Origin of the sequence: Burkholderia sp. WAC0059 (assembly GCF_002870125.1) — a bacterium.
In the GTDB taxonomy this organism is placed as follows: domain Bacteria; phylum Pseudomonadota; class Gammaproteobacteria; order Burkholderiales; family Burkholderiaceae; genus Paraburkholderia.
Genome location: NZ_PNEO01000022.1, coordinates 60,383 through 77,427 on the forward strand (window position 1 = coordinate 60,383; position 17,045 = coordinate 77,427).

Sequence of the window (17,045 nt, forward strand, 5' to 3'; positions counted from 1 at the left end):
GTTTCGGAGGACTGGATGGGAAACGCGGTATCGCGACAGCAGTCGCACAGCGGGCCGGCTGCGCTGGCCCAGCCCTCGACGCAGGCGCCGCCGCATGAGTCGCGCGAGTCGGCCCATGCGGGGAGTCGCGATGGTGGCCGGGAGACCGGCGCGGCGGCGGGCGGCGTCTGGCGGACGCTGGCCGGCGCGGCATGGTTCGCCTGGCCGTGGGTGCTGCCGCTGCTGATCGTCGGCGGATGGACGCTGGCGAGCACGCAGCAATGGATTTCGCCGGCCTTCCTGCCGACGCCGCTGCGTACCGTGGCGTCGTTCTGGGACATGCTGGTGCGGCAGTCCTACCTGCAGGATTTCTGGGTGAGCGTGTCGCTCGTGGTGCAATCGTTCGTTCTCGGCGCGCTGGCTGCCGTCGTGCTGGGTTTTGCCGCCGGCTTGTGGCGCCCGGTCGAACGTTTCTTCGGGCCGACGCTCGATACGATTCGCCATATTCCCGGCGTCGCGTGGTTTCCGCTGATCGTGCTGTGGCTCGGCGTCGGCACGTCGGCCAAGACCCTGGTGATTGCGAAAACCGTGTTTTTCCCGGTGTTTCTGAATACGTTGCAGGGCATTCGCAACGCCGATGCCCGGCATATCGAACTCGGCAGGGCGTTGACGCTGACGCGCCTGCAGCAGCTACGCTATATCCTGATTCCTTCCGCGTTGCCGACCATCATGGTCAGCCTGCGCTACAGCGCCGGTCTTGCCTGGGCGATGGTCGTCGTTGCCGAGGGCCTCGCCGGGCAGGAGGGGATCGGCTTTCTGATTTTCCGCGCGCAGTCGCTGCTGATGACCGACCAGTTGCTGGTCTGCATGGCGACGATCGGCGTCGTCGGTTTCCTGATCGACCGCGGCATGTATGCGATCCAGCGGCATGCCTTGCGCTGGAAGACGCCGGACACGTCGCACGGTCAATCGTGACCGGATGCCGGCAGCGGGCGCCCGCGCCTCGTTGCCCGTCCATGCCCGTCCATGCCCGTCCATTCTTCCGCGCACCAGAACCCTTTGAACGGAGCGAAGTCATGTCGGCCGTGACACAGACAGCCGGGCAAGACGCGGCGGCCGCCGCCCGGCCGGTATCCCATGCGTTGCATCTGCGCGACGTGACGAAGCGCTACGTATCGCAAGGCAAGGCGCGGACGGTGCTCGAGCGTCTGAATCTGGACGTGCAGCCTGGCGAATTCGTCAGCGTCGTGGGCCCGAGCGGATGCGGAAAATCCACGCTGTTGCGCCTGCTGGCAGGGCTCGATCGGGATTACGAAGGCAGCGTGCTGCTGGGCGACGAGGTGATTCGCGACACGAGCCTGTCGCGCGGCGTGGTGTTTCAGGACCATCGGCTGCTGCCGTGGCTGACGCTCGAACAGAACGTCGCATTGGCGCTGAAGAACGTCGATGCGGACGACGCCGCCAAATGCGCGCGCGTGCAGGCGTATCTGGAGCTGGTCGGTCTGGAGGGGAGCCGGCACGCGTGGCCCGGCGAGCTGTCCGGTGGGATGGCGCAGCGCGGCGCGATTGCCCGCGCGCTGGTGACGGCCCCTGACGTGCTGCTGCTGGACGAACCGCTGAGTTCGCTCGATGCGTTGACGCGCAAGCGCCTGCAGGATGCGCTATTACAGATTTGGCAGGCGCAGCGCGTCACGATGATATTGGTGACCCACGACATCGAGGAGGCGCTGTACCTGAGCCAGCGGGTGGTCGTGCTGTCGGCGAATCCGGGCCGGGTCGAGCGCGTGGTCGACGTGCCGATTCCGTATCCGCGCGATCGCGCGAGTTACGCGTTCGCCGACATGCGACGGGAACTGGACGCGGCGCTGGGCCATTAACGGGCGATTCTGACTTATCCGCCATGCGCTTGCCGACGGTGCGTTCGCGCATCCGCATGGTGCGCGCGCGCCCTGCGCCGACGTGCGATGCCTGCTTGCGCTGATGTCGTCGTATCGCTTTCCGGCGCCGGCGATGCGTTGACAGGCAACGTTCGCGGCCTGCTTGCGCGGCGCTGGCACGCAATTCGCTTGATTGTGCAACGAGAGGTGCGGAGCAATTTGCATCGTCTTCAGGGTCGCTAGGGTTCCGGTCGCGCTTTACAACGGGCGCGACGCCTGGTCCGAGAGCAATCCGGTCTTGCCGTTTTCTCCTCTATCGAGGCGTCGGCGAGGCTCCACGGAGGGATAAAAGCCCGGGAGGTCGCGATATTCGTAATCGCCCTCTCATGCTTTTTATCCAACCGATACGAGGAGTCTCGATGTCGCCAGGTTGCCCGGCTGTACTCCCTCCCATCCCGAACGTGCTGTGGGAAACGCTGATTCCCGCGGGCACGCATTGGTCCGGCATGCTGCGCCGGGGGCTCGCGCTGCGCATCGTCGACGTCGACGGCGGCGCGAATCTGTCCGCGGTGTTCCATCGCCAGGAAGATCTGCTCGAACGCTACAACATGGCCGATACGCTGAAGGCGCAGCATACCGCGCACCTTGCGCGCGGCTTCGTGCTCTATTCGGACATGGGGCGCGTGATGGCGTCGATCACGGCCGACACGCTGGGCTGGCACGATCCGCTCGGCGGCGTCGGCGACGCGCGGCTGTTCGAGCGCAAATACGGGCTTGCCGGCTATCAACGGCATCGCAACGAGATGATTCGCAACGGTCGCGACAGTCTCGTGCTGGAGCTTGCCCGATACGGGCTCGGCCCTCGCGACCTGGCGGCGAACGTGAACTTCTTCAGCAAGGTCGCGCCGCGCGACGACGGTTCGCTGGTGTTTGTCGAAGGGCATTCGCCCGCCGGTTCCGCATTCGATCTGCGCTTCGAGATGAATACGCTCGCCGCATTTTCGACCGCGCCCCATCCGCTCGATCCCGCCCCGACCTATGCGCCGAAGCCGGTCAGGCTGATCGCGTATCGCGCCTACGCGGCCGATGCCTGCGTACCGGCCGACGATCCGTGCCGCAGCGCCTGCGCGGAAAACGGGCGCGGCTTCATCAACACCGAGCGGCTGTTCGCCTGAGGAGACCCGTCATGCCTATCGTCGAAAGCCAACTCGATACGCGTCGCGCGGTCTACGATTTCACGCTCGCCGCTGGCGAGCCGTGGCTGCACGAAGTGAAGCGCGGCCAGGTTCTGCGCATTCTCGATCTCGAAGGCAACCAGGCGGTCGACACGCTGTTCTACAGCACCGCCGATCCGCTCGAGCGCTACAGCGCTCAGGACACGATCCGGGCGCAGCGAAACCTGTATCTGTCCGCGGGAAGCGTGCTGCTGTCGAACCTCGGCAACCCGATGGGCACGATCGTCGCGGACACCTGCGGCCGCCACGACACCCTGGGCGGCGCCTGCGCGGCCGAAAGCAACACCGCGCGCTACGCGCTGGAAAAGCGCTACATGCATAACTGCCGCGACAATTTCCTGACGGCGCTGACGCATTGCACGTGCGGCGTCGGCACGCAGATGACCAAGCGCGACATCGTCAGCAACATCAACTTCTTTATGAACGTGCCGGTGACGCCGCTCGGCAAGCTCACGTTCGAGGACGGCATCTCGGCACCCGGCAAGTACGTCGACATACGGGCGGACATGGACGTGACGGTGCTGATTTCGAACTGCCCGCAACTGAACAATCCGTGCAACGGCTACGACCCGACGCCGGTCAGGCTGCTCGTCTGGGCAGCACCATGAAGGAGGCTACACGCCCATGAATCGACACAACGAATCCGGTCGGCCGCCCACGCTCGCGTCGCTGCGCGCGCGTTATCGCGACGGCAGTCTTACCCCGACGCAACTGGTCGAAACGATCGCCGCGCGCACGGCGGCGGACGATTCGCATCACGTATGGATTCGCCCGCTCACCCGGGACGAGATGATGCGTCATGCGCACGCGCTCGAAGGCCGCGATCCGCAAACGCTCCCGCTTTATGGCGTGCCGTTCGCGATCAAGGACAATATCGACCTGGCCGGCATTCCGACGACGGCGGGATGTCCTGCCTACGCCTACGTACCGCAGCATCACGCGCCGGTGGTCGGGCGGTTGATCGCGGCCGGCGCGATTCCGGTCGGCAAGACCAACCTCGATCAGTTCGCGACCGGCTTGTCCGGACAGCGCTCGCCGTATGGCGCGTGCCGCAATGCGCTCGACGCGCGCTATGCGTCGGGCGGTTCCAGTTCCGGCTCGGCGGTGAGCGTTGCGCTCGGCATCGCCGCGTTTTCGCTGGGTACCGATACCGCGGGCTCGGGGCGCGTGCCGGCCGCATTCCAGGGTCTGGTGGGGCTGAAGCCGACCCGGGGCGTGCTCAGTACGCTCGGTGTCGTGCCGGCATGCCGGTCGCTCGATTGCGTGTCGATTTTCGCGCACTCGGCCGACGACGCACAGCGGGTGTTCGACGTCGCGCGCGGCGTGGCCGGCGACGATCCGTACGGTCGCGCATGGACGCCGCCCGCGTCGTCTGCGCTGTCGTCGGTTCGCGCCGGCTCGCTGTACGGCGTGCGTCTCGGTGTGCCGTGCGCGGCGCAGCTCGAATTCTACGGCGACGAGTCGTACCAACGCGCGTTCGACGTCGCGCTGGCGCGTGCCGAAGCCGCCGGCGCCCGGTTGGTCGAGATCGACTTCGAGCCGTTTCTTGCCGCGGCACGTCTGCTGTACGAGGGGCCGTGGGTCGCCGAGCGGCTTGCGGCGATCCGCGAATTTTTCGAGGCGCAGCCGCAGGCGTTGCATCCGGTGATTCGCGAGATCGTCGGCGGCGCGGCGCGCTGGAGTGCCGCCGACCTGTTCGCCGCGTTCGATCGTCTCGCTGCGCTGCGCCTCGTCGCCGATCGGGTCTGGCAGGACATCGACGCGATCTTCATGCCGACTTCGCCGACAACCGCAACGGTCGACGAGCTCGAGGCCGATCCGATCCGCGTGAACTCGCGCTTCGGCTATTACACGAACTTCGTCAACCTGCTCGATCTGTCTGCGCTGGCGGTGCCGGCCGGCCTTTGCGACGTCGGCCCGCACGCAGGCTTGCCGTTCGGCATCACGCTCGTCGGACGCGCGCATCAAGACGCGCTGTTGCTCGATCTTGCCCGTACATGGCTTGGCGAGCCGCCGCGCGAAACCGCGGGGTCATCGGCCGGCGCCTCGGACGCCGCCGCGCGGGTACGCGTGGCGGTGGTCGGCGCGCATCTGACCGGACAGCCGCTCAACGGACAACTGACGCAGCGTGGCGCGCGTCTCGCCGCCACCACCGCGACCGCACCCACGTACCGGCTGTACGCGCTGCCCGCCGCGGCGGGCAGCCTGCCGAAGCCGGGTCTCGTGCGTACCGCGAGCGGCGGCGCGGCCATCGAGGTCGAGGTGTGGGACATGCCGCTTGCCTGTTTTGGCGAGTTCGTCGCGGAAGTGCCGGCACCGCTTGGCATCGGCACGCTCGCGCTGGCCGACGGCACGCAGGTGCAGGGCTTTCTGTGCGAAAGCGTGGCACTCGACGGCGCAGCCGACATCACCGGATTCGGCGGCTGGCGGGCGTATCTCGCGAGCGGTCGTGCGTCGTAAGCGACGTTTGCCGGGACGGGCTTCGCGACGGGCGCGTCGTTTCGTTGCCGTCGCGGCCGGCACGCCCGTTGCACATCCTGCCGGTCGACGCGCTATTCGTGCCGGGCGCCCACGTCGATAACGCGGGTGCCGGCCCGATGTCGAGCGACGGCGCGCGGCGGGCCGGCATGGCGGGCATCAACTCCCCGGCCGGCCGGCCGGTTCCCGGTGCGCGAAGGCGGGGCGGGCGGCGTCGGCCGGGTCGATGCCGAGTACCCGAATCCGGTAGTTAAGCTGACTGAGCGTCAGGCCGAGCTGCTGGGCGGCCCTCGATTTCACGCCGCCGGTTCGCGCCAGCGCGAGCATGATGCCATCGCGCTGTTCGCGTCCGATGTGCCGCGGTAGCGGCACCGGCACGGCGTCTGCGGCACCCGTTGCGTCCACGACCGCAGCGGGCGCACCGGCCTCGGCTTCCAGCACCGACAGCACGGCTGGCGCGTCGACGAGCGGAAATTCGCTTAGCAGTACAAGGCGATCGACCACGTTTTGCACCTGGCGCACGTTGCCCGGCCACGGATAGCGGATCAACGCGGCCAGCGCCTCGCCGGAGAGATACACGTTGCGCTGGAATCGCGTATTCGCCTCGTGCAGGAAATGCTGGACGAGCGGCGCGATGTCCTCGGGGCGTTCGCGCAGCGGCGCCAGGTGAATCGGGACGACATAGAGCCGGTAGAACAGGTCGAGACGGAAATTCCCTTCGTTGACGCGTTGGCGCAAATCCTGATTCGTCGCCGCGACGATGCGCACGTCGACGTGCTGCTCGCGCTGCGCGCCGATGCGCGAGACGGTGCGCTCCTGCAGCGTGCGTAGCAGTTTGACCTGCATGTTCAACGGCAGGTCGCCGATCTCGTCGAGGAACAGCGTGCCGCCGTGCGCCTCCTCGAAGCGGCCGACACGGGCATGGGTCGCGCCGGTGAACGCTCCTTTCTCATGCCCGAACAGCTCCGACTCGAAGAGCGCTTCGGGTACCGCGCCGCAATTGAGCTTGACGAACGGCAAGTCGCGACGCGGGCTGGCGAGATGGACCGCATGGGCGAAGCGTTCCTTGCCGGTGCCTGACTCGCCGAGCAGGAGCACGGTGGCATCGCTGGGCGCGACCTGTTCGATCTGCCTGAGCGCCGTGCGAATTTTCGCGGAGCCGCCGATGATCCCGTAGCGGTGCGCGTCGCGATCGAGCGCCTGCTTCAGCGTGCGGTTCTCGTGTTCGAGCGCGGCGGTACGGGTCTGGACGCGTTCGGCGATGAGGTCGTCGAGCCGCAGCAGTTGGGCGATTTGCGAGGTGACCTCGCGCAGTATTTCCAGATCCGCGGTCAGGCTGCGGGAGATGCCGCGAAACCGGTTGACGTTGAATACGCCGCGGGTCTGCCCGTCGACATGGATCGGAAAGAAGAACATCGACGTGGTGCCGTTGGGCAGCGCGCTGCGCGGCACGGTGCGCCATAGGTAGCGCGGCTCGGAATCGATGTCCTGCACGATGTTGAGCTGGCCCGACTCGAACACCTTGCCGGTAATGCCTTCGCCGCGCGTCAGGATGCCTCGCGCCATCTCCTCCCGCGTGAGCCCGTAGGCGCAACGCAGCGTCAGCATGCCGGTGGCCGGATCGACGAGAAACAGGCGGCCCCGGTTCAAACCCAGTATTTCGGACAGCAGGTGGAAGACCTCGCGCAGGTTCTCGGTGGAGTTCGAGAAGCGCCCGACGACCTTGGCCAGTTCGCGGCGAAAAAAGAGTTCCTGCCGCGACCAGTCGACGTCGACATGAACCCCGACGGCGAGGTCTGCGCGCGCGGACGAACAGGCGGGCGCGTCCGCTGTGCGTGGATGGCCCCCGGTGGCGGGCGAGGCAATGGACATGACGAGATTTCCGTGCGTTCGGGTGACGAAGCGAAGCGTGGCAAGCCGGGGGCGGCTGCTACCGGACCCCAGGCGTGGCGATGCCTCACAAAATCTATATGAACAAAATAGGCATTTGTTAACAAATTCCGGAGGCAGATCGTTCATGCGTTGTCGCTCGACGGGCGCGTGCCGGCCCGTGGCGAGCGGGCTGACGGGAGGGCGAACGCTTGTGCCGGCATTGGCGCGGATATTGCGTATGTCTCGCTCATGCCAGACGGCAGGCGCCGTTGGCGCAGCCGGGCGACACAAGGTAAAGCGAATGCAAGCAAGCGTGACAGCGATCGGTTCTTTTCCGGCAAGCAGCGGGCAACGGCGTCCGGCCGTTCAGGTGAGCGGTCTTCGCAAGGCCTTCGGCACGCAGCCGCTCTACGACGGATTCGATCTCGAGTTGCCGGCCAACTCTTTCACGTCGGTCTTCGGTCCCAACGGTTGCGGCAAGTCCACGCTAATTAACATGATGGCCGGCCTCGTGCCTTACGACTCGGGGCAGATTCTGTTCGACGGACGGGACGTGCGCGAAGTCACGATCGGCTACGTGTTCCAGAATTATCGCGACGCGCTGTTCCCGTGGTGGCGGGCGCGGGAGAACATCGAATATCCGCTGAAGATTCGCGGCATGAACGCGCGTCAGCGGAGCGAACGGGTGGAGGAACTCGTCGCGCAGTTCGACGTGCGGTTCGACCTGAATCGCCGCCCCTACGAATTCTCCGGCGGACAGCAGCAGTTGATCTCGATTCTGCGCGCGCTCGCGCCGCGCCCGGAAATCGTGTTCCTCGACGAACCGTTCTCGGCGCTCGACTATGAAATGACGCTGTTCATCCGCGAAAAACTGCAGGCGGTGTTCGTGCAAAGCCGGGTGACGATGATCCTGGTGTCGCACGATCTGGAGGACGCGGTGTATCTGGCCGACCGGGTGCTGATGCTGACGCGGCGGCCGACGCGGGTCGCGGCCATCGTTCCGTTCGAACTGCCCTATCCGCGCACCGACGCGACGCTGCATCACCCCCAGTTCATCGCCGCGAAACGGCGGAGTCTCGAAGTCTTCCAGCGCGAGGTGAGCCGATGAGCACGACCCGCTTCGCGTGGCGCGCGCGTTTCGCGCGTCCGGGCCTGGGCCTCGTGGGCCCGATCGCGTTGATCGTCCTCTGGAGCCTCGCCCATGCGAGCCACTGGGTGAGCCCGCGTCTGTTGCCGGGACCGGCCGAGACGTTCGGCGCGCTCTGGTCCGACGTGATCCAGGGCACGCTGTGGCCCGATCTCTGGGCGACGGCGCTGCGCACCGGCGATGCGTTCGTCATCGCGGCCGCCGCGGGCATTCCGCTCGGGGTGGTGCTGGGATCAAGCCCGGTCGTCTATCGCTCGGCGGCCTTCCTGATCGACTTTTTCCGCTCGACGCCGGCTACCGCGATGTTTCCGCTGTTCCTGCTCGTGTTCGGCATCGGCGAGGGGTCCAAGATCGCGGTGGCGGCTTTTTCCGCGTGGCTCGTGATCGTGTTCAACACGGCTTACGGCGTGATGAACGCGCGCAAGACGCGCATTCTGGCGGCGCGCGTGATGGGCGCGTCGAACGCGCGGGTGCTGCGCGACGTGATGTTCTTCGAGTCGTTGCCGCAGACGTTCGTTGGCCTTCGGCTGGGCGTGTCGTACGCGCTCGTCGTGATCATCGTCGCCGAGATGTTCATCGGCTCGTCCGACGGCATGGGCCGGCGGATCATCGACGCCGAGCAGGTCTACGACCTCACGCAAATGTACGCGACCATCATCGCCATGGGCTGCGCCGGCTACGCCGTCAATCTGGGGTTTCTCGCACTCGAACGATATTTTGTGAAGTGGGCCGGGAAATAGGAAGTAGCCGTTCCTGAAAATCAACTTTGTGACGGGGTATCGATGAAATTCTCAACCATGCTGGCTGCGGCGTTTGCAGCGGTTTCGCTGGCGGCCGCCATTCCGGCGCAGGCGGTCGAGAAGGTGACCATTGCCTGGTTGCCGATCATGCAGACCACTGCGTTTTATGTGGCGATGAAAGAAGGGCTGTTCGAGAAGGCCGGCATAGAGGTCAATGCGGTCCGCTTCGAGAACCCGAACCAGATCGTCGACGCGCTGGTATCCGGACAGGCCGACGTCGGCGCGCCCGGCACCGCGGCCGGCATCACGGCACTGGCCGAGTCGCGCTTTCCCGGCACCTTCAAGGTGTTCGGGCTGGAGGGCGGCGGGGGACCGATGCACCGCATCGACGACGCGTTGATCGTCGCGAACCATTCGCCGATTCATTCGTTCAAGGATCTGAAGGGCAAGACCCTGGGCCATCTGCCCGGCATCCAGTGGCGCACGATCGCGCGCTACATGGTGCGTCAGGCGGGGCTCGATCCGGATAAGGACGTGCACCTGCAGGACATCGCCAGCGGCCTTCAGGTGCCTTCGGTGGTATCGGGCAGCGTCGACGCGACGTTGTCGCTCGAACCGGTCGGCTCGATCGCGGCCGCTTCGGGCGACGCGACGCGCGCCGTCACCAATCCGGCCGAAGCGGAGATTGCCGATCCGTTCTACTCCGGCGTGTCGGTCCTGACGACGCGCTTCATCGCGGCGCATCCGGACACCGCGCGCAAGATCGTGGCGGTGCTCGACCAGGCGACGCGGATGGCCAACCAGTCGTTCGACACGTACCGCCCGGTGATCGCCCACTACACCGCGCTTCGGCCCAACGAGGCGAGCGTCGTCGCGCAGCCTTATCTGCGCGCGTGGAACGAAATCGACGCAACCGACATCGCCTCGTATCAGGCGCTCGTCGACGTGTTTCAGAAAGAAGGCGTTCTGCAAAAGCATCTCGACGTTTCCTCTCTTATCCTGACCAGCAAGGACTTTCCGAAATGAGCCGTTCGATGACGGGTAGAACTTTTCGCGCGGCGGTCGTGCAGACGCTCGCCACGCTTGGCGACGTCGAGGCGAACGTCGCGCTCGTGCAGCATTACGTCGAGGAGGCCGTGCGCCAGGGGGCGGAACTGGTCGTGTTTCCGGAGTGCATGAATTCGGGTTATCTGTTCGATTCGGCCGACCATTGCCTGCAATTGGCCGAGCCGCTCGACGGCGTTTATTGCGAGGCGCTCCGGGCGCTGTGTCGCGAGCACGGCATTTTTATCGCGTCGGGCTTCACCGAGCGCGGCGCCGACGGCCGCGCGTACAACACCGCGTTGCTGTTCGACCGGCAAGGCGAACTGATTTGCCACTACCAGAAGCAGTTTCTGGCGACCCACGACCAGAACTGGTTCGAGGTGGGCACGAAAGGCAATCCGGTCGTGGAGACCGAGCTGGGACGCATCGGCCTGCTGATCTGCTTCGACGGCCGTATTCCCGAAATCGCTCGCTGTCTCGCCGCGCAGGGCGCCGAGGTAATCCTCGACATGGCGAATTTTTTCGCGATGGACCAGGCCGAAATGTGGGTGCCGGCGCGGGCCTACGAGAACGGCGTGTGGTTCGTGGCGGCGACCAAGGCCGGGGTCGAGCGCAGCATCTATTATCCGGGCGGCAGCATGATCGTGTCGCCCGACGGGGTCGTGCAGGCGAAGATTCCGTACGACACGCACGGCGTCGTGTCGGCCGATATCGAGCCGGGGTGGCGGGGCGCGCGCCACTGGTCGTTTGGCGGCGCGAAGCTTGCGGACCGGCGTCCGGAAACCTACGGGGTCCTGTCGTCCGGTCTCGAGCATGCGCCGCTTCGCGCGATGCTCGCCGAGGCCATCGTGCCCGAGGCGCACACGACGAAGGTCGCGGCGGTACAGGCGCATGCGTCGCATGCCCAGTCGGTCGACGACGCGCTCGGCATGGTCGAACACGCGTTCCGGCTGGGCGTGAAGGTGGCGGCGCTGCCGCTGTATTTCGGCGCCGCGGACTGGCGTCTGTCCGCTGCCGCGGCACGCGAGCAGGCCGCCCTCGCGCCGGCGCTGATCGGGCGACTGACGGATATTTGTGCGTGCTACGATGCCCTGGCGGTGCTGCCGGGCGTCGGGCAACAGGGCGCGGAGCGGTATCCGGAGGCGGTGCTGGTGAGCGCGCAGGGCGTGATCGGCCGGCAGCGCGAGGTGCATGCCGGGCCGCGCACGCAGGCATGGGCGCAGCCGCCGTCCGAGGGCTTCGCGGTGTTTCCGACACCGTATGGGCGCATCGGCATTCTGATGGATTACGACGGCATGTTTCCCGAATCGGCCCGGGTGCTGGCGCTGATGGGCGCGGAGATCGTCGTATGGTGCTGCGCATGGGAGCATCCGAACCAGCGGCGCCTGCTGAGCGTGCCGAAGGCCGAGGACAACCGCGTCTACGTCGTGTGCGCGAATCGCGCGGACGCGCCGTATCCGGGCGGCTCCTTCGTCATCCCGCCGAGCGGCTTCCCGACGTGGGACGTCGATCAGGCGGCGGCGCCCGTGTCCCGCTGGGGCGCGGTCATGCCGGCCTATGCCAATCTCGCGCTTGCGCGGCAGAAGCGGATGATTCCGGGGGTGGACATGGTGCGCAACCGGCTTGTCGAAACCTACACGGTCCTGACGGCGGTGCCGTAGCAGCCGACTTCTCGCGAACGGCTGCATGGCTGCCGCCGGGCGGCCGTGCTACCGGAGGGGCGTGAATGGTCATGGGCGACATCGATCTGCGGCTGCTGCGGGTATTTCGCGCAGTGGTCGAGGCGGGCGGGTTCTCGAACGCCCAGGCGGTGCTCAACGTGAGCCAGTCGACGATCAGTACGCAGATGGCGCAACTGGAGACGCGGCTCGGCGTCACGTTGTGCCATCGCGGCCGCAGCGGCTTCAGTCTGACCGACGAGGGCGAGGCCTGCTATCGGCACGTCATCGAGCTGTTCAGATCGATCAATACGTTTCAGATGCACGCCGGCGAGTTGCGCGGCGAGATGGGCGGCATACTTCGGGTCGCGTTTCTCGACAACGTCGTCACCGATCCCGATTCGCCGCTGCGCGATCTGCTCTCGGGCTTCGCGAGGCAACCCGGCAACCGGGTGCGCCTCGCGCTCGAAGTGCTGTCGCCGCAGGAGATGGAGCGCCGGCTGCTCGATCACAGTCTCGACGTCGCCATCGGCATTTTCTACGGCCGCATGCCGTCGCTCGTGTATCGGCCGCTCTACCGGGAAACCGACAGCCTCGTCTGCACGCGCGATCATCCGCTCGCGGCGATACACGAGCCGGACGCGCTGCTGTCGGCCATTGCGGCGGCGCGCAAGGTGGTGCGCGTGTTTCTCGGCGCGCTGGAGTTTCCGGAGTCCGACGCGCACGGCGGCAACGCCGACGCCGTGGTGACGAACGTGGAGGCCGCGTTGCACCTGATCCTCACGGGCACCTATATCGGGTTTCTGCCCAGGCACTATTCGCGGGCCTGGGTGGAGAGCGGCGCCGTGGTCGAGCTCTTGCCCGAACATTTCGTGCGTCATTCCGATTTCTCGCTGGTGACGCACGCGAACGGCATGCACCAGCGGGCCATTCGCGGCTTCGTCGATTGTCTGGGCGAACTCGGCTGCGGCCGGACGTCCGACGCGATCCGGCAGCACTGAGCGCTCATGGACGACACCCGGGCGCGCGCGGTTTCCGGCCATATCGACCACGCCGATACGAACATTGAAACCGCGCTATTTATCGCCGATTTTCCGCTGGCTACGCTTTGCTCCGTCATTGAGCCCATCGCCCGCGACACGGGTACAAGCCGGAGAACCGCCTGATGCGACATTTCATTGCCACGTTCCTGTCTGTCATGCTGCTGTGCGCCGGAATCGGCGACGCGTCGGCCCAGCAGACCCTGACCCGGGTTAAGGTCGGTCACCTGGTCGCGCTCGATATGGCGCCGCTTTTCGTTGCAAAGGAAAGCGGCTGCTTCGCGCAAAACGGCCTCGCGGTCGACACCGTGTTCTTCGCCAACCCGGGCGACAACAACGCGGCGCTCGCGGGCGGGCAGATCGACTTCAGCCTCAACCCGTTCACGCTGCCGTTTTTTGCGGCGAACAGCGGCGTGCCGATTCGCGTGATCGCTGCCGCGGGCGGCTGGGGCGTGATGGAGGTGATCGCAAGCCACCGGCTGGGCTTCCACTCGTTCGCCGACCTGAAGGCGTATATCAAGGCGGGCAAGCCGAAGCTGAAGATCGCGACGCTGCAGGGCGACACGCTCGAGTTGATTCTGACGCGCGAATTCGCGCGCTACGGGATCAACAGCAACGACGTCCAGTTCGTCTATTTCAACGATCTGCTCGCCATGGTCGAAGCGTTCCGCACCAACCAGGTCGATATGCTCAGCCACATCAAGCCCTATACGACGGACATGGTCGCCACGAAGGGCGCCACGGTCCTGGCGAACAACGCGCAGGCGTGGTCGCTGCATACGCCCAATGCGGTCGTGAGCGTGCTCGACAGCACGCTGAAGAATCGCCCGCAGGTGGTGCGCGCCTTTCTGAACGGGATGGTCTGCGGCGCGAATCTGATCAACCGTTCGCCGGAAAAGGCGGTCGCGTTGCTGCAGAAGGGCAATTATTTCAGGGTGCCGCCGGCGGTGCTGCTCGCTTCGTTCAAGTCGGCGCCGGCACCCATCTCGTTCGTCCCCGACGTCGATTCGATCCAGAGCGTCGTGACCGATCTGACGAAGATGGGCTACATCAAGGGCAACGTCAGCGCGAACGACATCTTCCGGCTTGACATGATCAAGTCGATCGAGCACTGACCATGGGGCGTGATGCGCAACGGGCGCGCCGGCAGGCCGTGTTGCCGGCGGCAGTGGGGCTGGTCTCGGTCGGCTGCCTGCTCGGATTGTGGGAGTGGGCCGGACATTCCAGCGATTCGGTGATCGCGTCGATTCTGCCGCCGCCGAGCCAGTTCCTGAGTTCCGTTGCGCAAAGCGACTTCAAGATAGGACTGGGTTCGCAAGCCGAGTCGGTTTACGTCTCCGTACTGTCGACGTTCGCCCGGGTCTTCGCCGGCATGGCGCTGGCCTTCGTCGCGGCGATCCTGACCGGGGCGCTGCTCAGTCTGTCGCGTTTCGCCACGTGGAGCCTTGGGCCGATTCTGCATCTGCTGGCGCCGATCGCGCCGATCGCCTGGATTCCGACCGCGATCGTCGTATTCGGCATCGGCAATACGACCGCGGTGTTCATCGTTTTCATGGGGGTTTATTTCATCCTCACGATCGCGACGCTCGCCGAGATCGCCCGGGTGCCGCCGGAATTTCTCACGGTGGCCGGCAATCTCGGCGCGAACGCGCCGCAGCGCTGGCTGTGGGTCGTGCTGCCCGCGATCCTGCCGGGCGTGTTTACGCTGTTGCGCACGAACTTCATCGCCGCCTGGATGGCGGTGCTGGTCGCGGAAATGGTCGGATTACGCGACGGGCTGGGCGCGATCATCATGATGGGACGTAACCTCTTCAATAACGATCTCATCATGTTCGGCATGGTCGTGATCGGCGTGTCCGGTTTCGTCGTGGACAAGTTGCTGGGCTTCATTGCCCGCTACCTCTTGTGGTGGAGAGTCTGAATGCCGATGTCCGGGCATCGGGAGCCTGCCTTCCAGGTCGAGCGGCTGACGGTGGCTGTCGGCACGGAGCGGCCCTATCCGATCGACGATCTGAGCCTCGACGTGCGGGCCGGCGAAATTACCTGCGTACTCGGGCGCTCGGGTTGCGGCAAGACCACGCTGCTGAAGGCGCTGGGCGGCTTCGCGCAGGTCGAGGCGAGCGGCGGCGTGCTGTTCGGCGGCCGCTATCTGGCGGCGCCGACGCCGGAGATCGTCATGATCTTTCAGGAAAACAACCTGTTTCCGTGGCTCACGGTGCGCCAGAACGTCGGTTTCGGACTCCGGTTCAGGCGGGCGTCCTCGGCCGGTGGCGCCGACGCGGTCGACCGCATGCTGGAGATGGTCGGGTTGTCCGACGCGGCGCGTGCGTACCCGCACGAATTGTCGGGCGGCATGCGTCAGCGCACGGCGATTGCGCGGGCGCTGATCGTCGAGCCGCAGGTGTTGCTGCTCGACGAGCCGTTCAGCGCGCTCGACATCGGTCTGCGGCGGCGTATGCAGATGCTGATGCGGGACCTGTGGACGCGCACCGGCAAGACCATGGTGATGGTGACGCACAGCATCGAGGAGGCGATTCTGGTCGGCCACCGCGTGATCGTGCTGGGCGAGCGTCCGGCGCGCGTGCTGCTCGACGCCGACACGCGTGCCCCGGAGATGAAGGACCGCTACGCGCCGGCGTTTCTCGACCTTCAGCGGCAACTCGAAACCTTGATCGACTGAGCGAAACGATGAACGGCATTCACGACATGGGCGGCCTGCACGGGTTCGGCAAGGTCGAGAAGGAAGAGGACGAGCCGGTTTTCCATGCGCGCTGGGAAAGCCGGGTGTTCTGCATGACGCAGATACTCGACACCACCGGCATATGGAATCTCGACGAGCATCGCCACGAGATCGAGCTGATGGACGCGGTGGCCTATCTGGGCGTGGGTTACTACGGACGGTGGCTGTTCGCGATGGAGCGGCTGCTCGATCGCAAGAACATCCTGCGCCGCGACGAAGTCGAGCGGCGTATCGCCGACTATCTGGACGATGCGCGCGAGCGGACGCCCGTCGACGCGCAGGCGCGCAACTGGCCGTTGCCGGCGGCGATGAAAATCCGTTGGGGCGCCTGGCGCAAGGACGTCACGGTCACGCCGCGCTACCGGGTCGGCGAGCGTGTGCGGGTGCGCAACATCCATCCCGAAGGCCATACGCGCGTGACCGCCTATACGCGCGGCAAGTGCGGCACGATCGCGATCGTCAATGCGCAGGCATGGGTGTTTCCCGATACGCGTGCCCACCATCGCGGCGAAAACCTGCAGCCGGTCTACAACGTGCGTTTCGACGCCCGCGAACTGTGGGGACCGCAGGCCGAATCCGGCGTTTTCACGCACATCGACTTGAGCGAAGATCATCTGGAACCCATCGACGGAGAGACGGCATGACCCATCGCCCCCCGAAAGACAAGCCGTGGCAGGCGGTTCGCACCGAAGCCATCGAAAGCCTGCTCAACGAGATCGGCGTGCTCGATTCCGCGCGCGTCGACGAGATCGTCCACCACTACGAGGAAACGGTCGGGCCGAAGAACGGCGCCCGCGTGGTCGCGAAGGCCTGGACCGATCCGGCGTTCAAGGCGCGGCTGCTCGACGACGGCCTTGCCGCCTGCGCCGAACTCGGCATCGGCGGACCCGAAACCGAGCGGCTTCATGTCGTCGAGAACACGGCATCCGTTCACAACGTGGTCGTCTGCACGCTCTGCTCATGCTATCCGTGGCCGATTCTCGGCCTGCCGCCCGCCTGGTACAAGTCGAGCGCGTATCGCTCGGGCCTCGTGCGCGCGCCGCGCCGCATGCTGGCCGAGATGGGCCTCGTGCTCGATGCGCAAGTCGAGATCCGCGTGTGGGATTCGGTATCGGAGATTCGCTATCTCGTGTTGCCGGAGCGCCCGAGCGGCACGGAATCGCTCGACGAGACGGCGCTCGCCGCGCTCGTTACCCGGGACGCGATGATCGGCGTCGCGCGGGTGAGCGCCTAGC

At 66.1% G+C, this 17,045-nt stretch carries 17 protein-coding genes and 1 riboswitch; of the genes, 16 read left to right on the top strand and 1 reads right to left on the bottom strand.

Annotation, left to right across the window (positions count from 1 at the left end; genetic code table 11):
• The first annotated feature begins 15 nt into the window (after positions 1–15).
• From CY652_RS20195 to atzF, 5 genes are all read left to right on the top strand, one after another.
• Positions 16–954 (top strand): ABC transporter permease, encoded by a 939-nt coding sequence (locus CY652_RS20195; protein WP_102132497.1) that lies wholly within the window; start codon positions 16–18, stop codon positions 952–954.
• A gap of 41 nt (positions 955–995) precedes the next feature.
• Entirely contained in the window at positions 996–1,856 is an 861-nt protein-coding gene (locus tag CY652_RS20200; protein ID WP_219723788.1) for an ABC transporter ATP-binding protein, read from the top strand.
• A 228-nt stretch (positions 1,857–2,084) separates the two neighbouring features.
• A riboswitch (guanidine-I (ykkC/yxkD leader) is annotated at positions 2,085–2,218 on the top strand.
• A gap of 57 nt (positions 2,219–2,275) precedes the next feature.
• The gene (locus tag CY652_RS20205) at positions 2,276–3,031 is read left to right on the top strand and encodes an urea amidolyase associated protein UAAP1 (RefSeq protein ID WP_102132499.1); all 756 of its coding nucleotides are present in this window, start codon (positions 2,276–2,278) and stop codon (positions 3,029–3,031) included.
• 11 nt (positions 3,032–3,042) lie between these two features.
• Positions 3,043–3,699 (top strand): urea amidolyase associated protein UAAP2, encoded by a 657-nt coding sequence (locus tag CY652_RS20210; RefSeq protein ID WP_102132500.1) that lies wholly within the window; start codon positions 3,043–3,045, stop codon positions 3,697–3,699.
• Positions 3,700–3,715: 16 nt separating this feature from the next.
• Positions 3,716–5,551 (top strand): allophanate hydrolase, encoded by a 1,836-nt coding sequence (gene atzF, locus CY652_RS20215; protein ID WP_102132501.1) that lies wholly within the window; start codon positions 3,716–3,718, stop codon positions 5,549–5,551.
• A gap of 177 nt (positions 5,552–5,728) precedes the next feature.
• Here the strand turns inward: atzF and CY652_RS20220 are convergent, their stop codons facing one another.
• Positions 5,729–7,441 (bottom strand): sigma-54 interaction domain-containing protein, encoded by a 1,713-nt coding sequence (locus tag CY652_RS20220; RefSeq protein ID WP_102132502.1) that lies wholly within the window; start codon positions 7,439–7,441, stop codon positions 5,729–5,731.
• 301 nt (positions 7,442–7,742) lie between these two features.
• Here CY652_RS20220 and CY652_RS20225 point away from each other — a divergent pair, with 301 nt between their 5' ends.
• The 11 genes from CY652_RS20225 (at position 7,743) to nthA (ending at position 17,044) form a co-directional block, all read left to right on the top strand.
• Positions 7,743–8,549, top strand: a complete 807-nt coding sequence (locus CY652_RS20225; protein ID WP_102132503.1) for an ABC transporter ATP-binding protein — start codon at positions 7,743–7,745, stop codon at positions 8,547–8,549.
• The gene (locus CY652_RS20230; protein WP_102132504.1) at positions 8,546–9,328 is read left to right on the top strand and encodes an ABC transporter permease; all 783 of its coding nucleotides are present in this window, start codon (positions 8,546–8,548) and stop codon (positions 9,326–9,328) included. The genes CY652_RS20225 and CY652_RS20230 overlap by 4 nt, the downstream gene beginning before the upstream one ends.
• Positions 9,329–9,370: 42 nt before the next feature.
• Positions 9,371–10,354 (top strand): ABC transporter substrate-binding protein, encoded by a 984-nt coding sequence (locus tag CY652_RS20235; RefSeq protein ID WP_102132505.1) that lies wholly within the window; start codon positions 9,371–9,373, stop codon positions 10,352–10,354.
• Positions 10,355–10,362: 8 nt separating this feature from the next.
• A complete protein-coding gene (locus CY652_RS20240) occupies positions 10,363–12,033 on the top strand; it encodes a carbon-nitrogen hydrolase family protein (protein WP_102132528.1) in 1,671 nt (556 codons plus the stop codon).
• 71 nt (positions 12,034–12,104) lie between these two features.
• Complete coding sequence (locus CY652_RS20245) at positions 12,105–13,031, top strand: LysR family transcriptional regulator (RefSeq protein WP_180970696.1); 927 nt, start codon at positions 12,105–12,107, stop codon at positions 13,029–13,031.
• 6 nt (positions 13,032–13,037) lie between these two features.
• Positions 13,038–13,196, top strand: a complete 159-nt coding sequence (locus CY652_RS24570) for a hypothetical protein (RefSeq protein ID WP_180970698.1) — start codon at positions 13,038–13,040, stop codon at positions 13,194–13,196.
• On the top strand, positions 13,196–14,185 hold the full coding sequence (locus CY652_RS20250) for an ABC transporter substrate-binding protein (RefSeq protein ID WP_219723790.1): 990 nt from the start codon (positions 13,196–13,198) through the stop codon (positions 14,183–14,185). The genes CY652_RS24570 and CY652_RS20250 overlap by 1 nt, the downstream gene beginning before the upstream one ends.
• Positions 14,186–14,187: 2 nt before the next feature.
• Positions 14,188–14,991: an ABC transporter permease gene (locus CY652_RS20255; protein ID WP_102132508.1), complete on the top strand. Its 804-nt coding sequence runs from the start codon at positions 14,188–14,190 to the stop codon at positions 14,989–14,991.
• Entirely contained in the window at positions 14,992–15,750 is a 759-nt protein-coding gene (locus CY652_RS20260; RefSeq protein ID WP_102132509.1) for an ABC transporter ATP-binding protein, read from the top strand.
• 8 nt (positions 15,751–15,758) lie between these two features.
• On the top strand, positions 15,759–16,454 hold the full coding sequence (gene nthB, locus CY652_RS20265; RefSeq protein ID WP_102132510.1) for a nitrile hydratase subunit beta: 696 nt from the start codon (positions 15,759–15,761) through the stop codon (positions 16,452–16,454).
• Complete coding sequence (nthA, locus tag CY652_RS20270) at positions 16,451–17,044, top strand: nitrile hydratase subunit alpha (protein WP_102132511.1); 594 nt, start codon at positions 16,451–16,453, stop codon at positions 17,042–17,044. The genes nthB and nthA overlap by 4 nt, the downstream gene beginning before the upstream one ends.
• Position 17,045 lies beyond the last annotated feature (1 nt).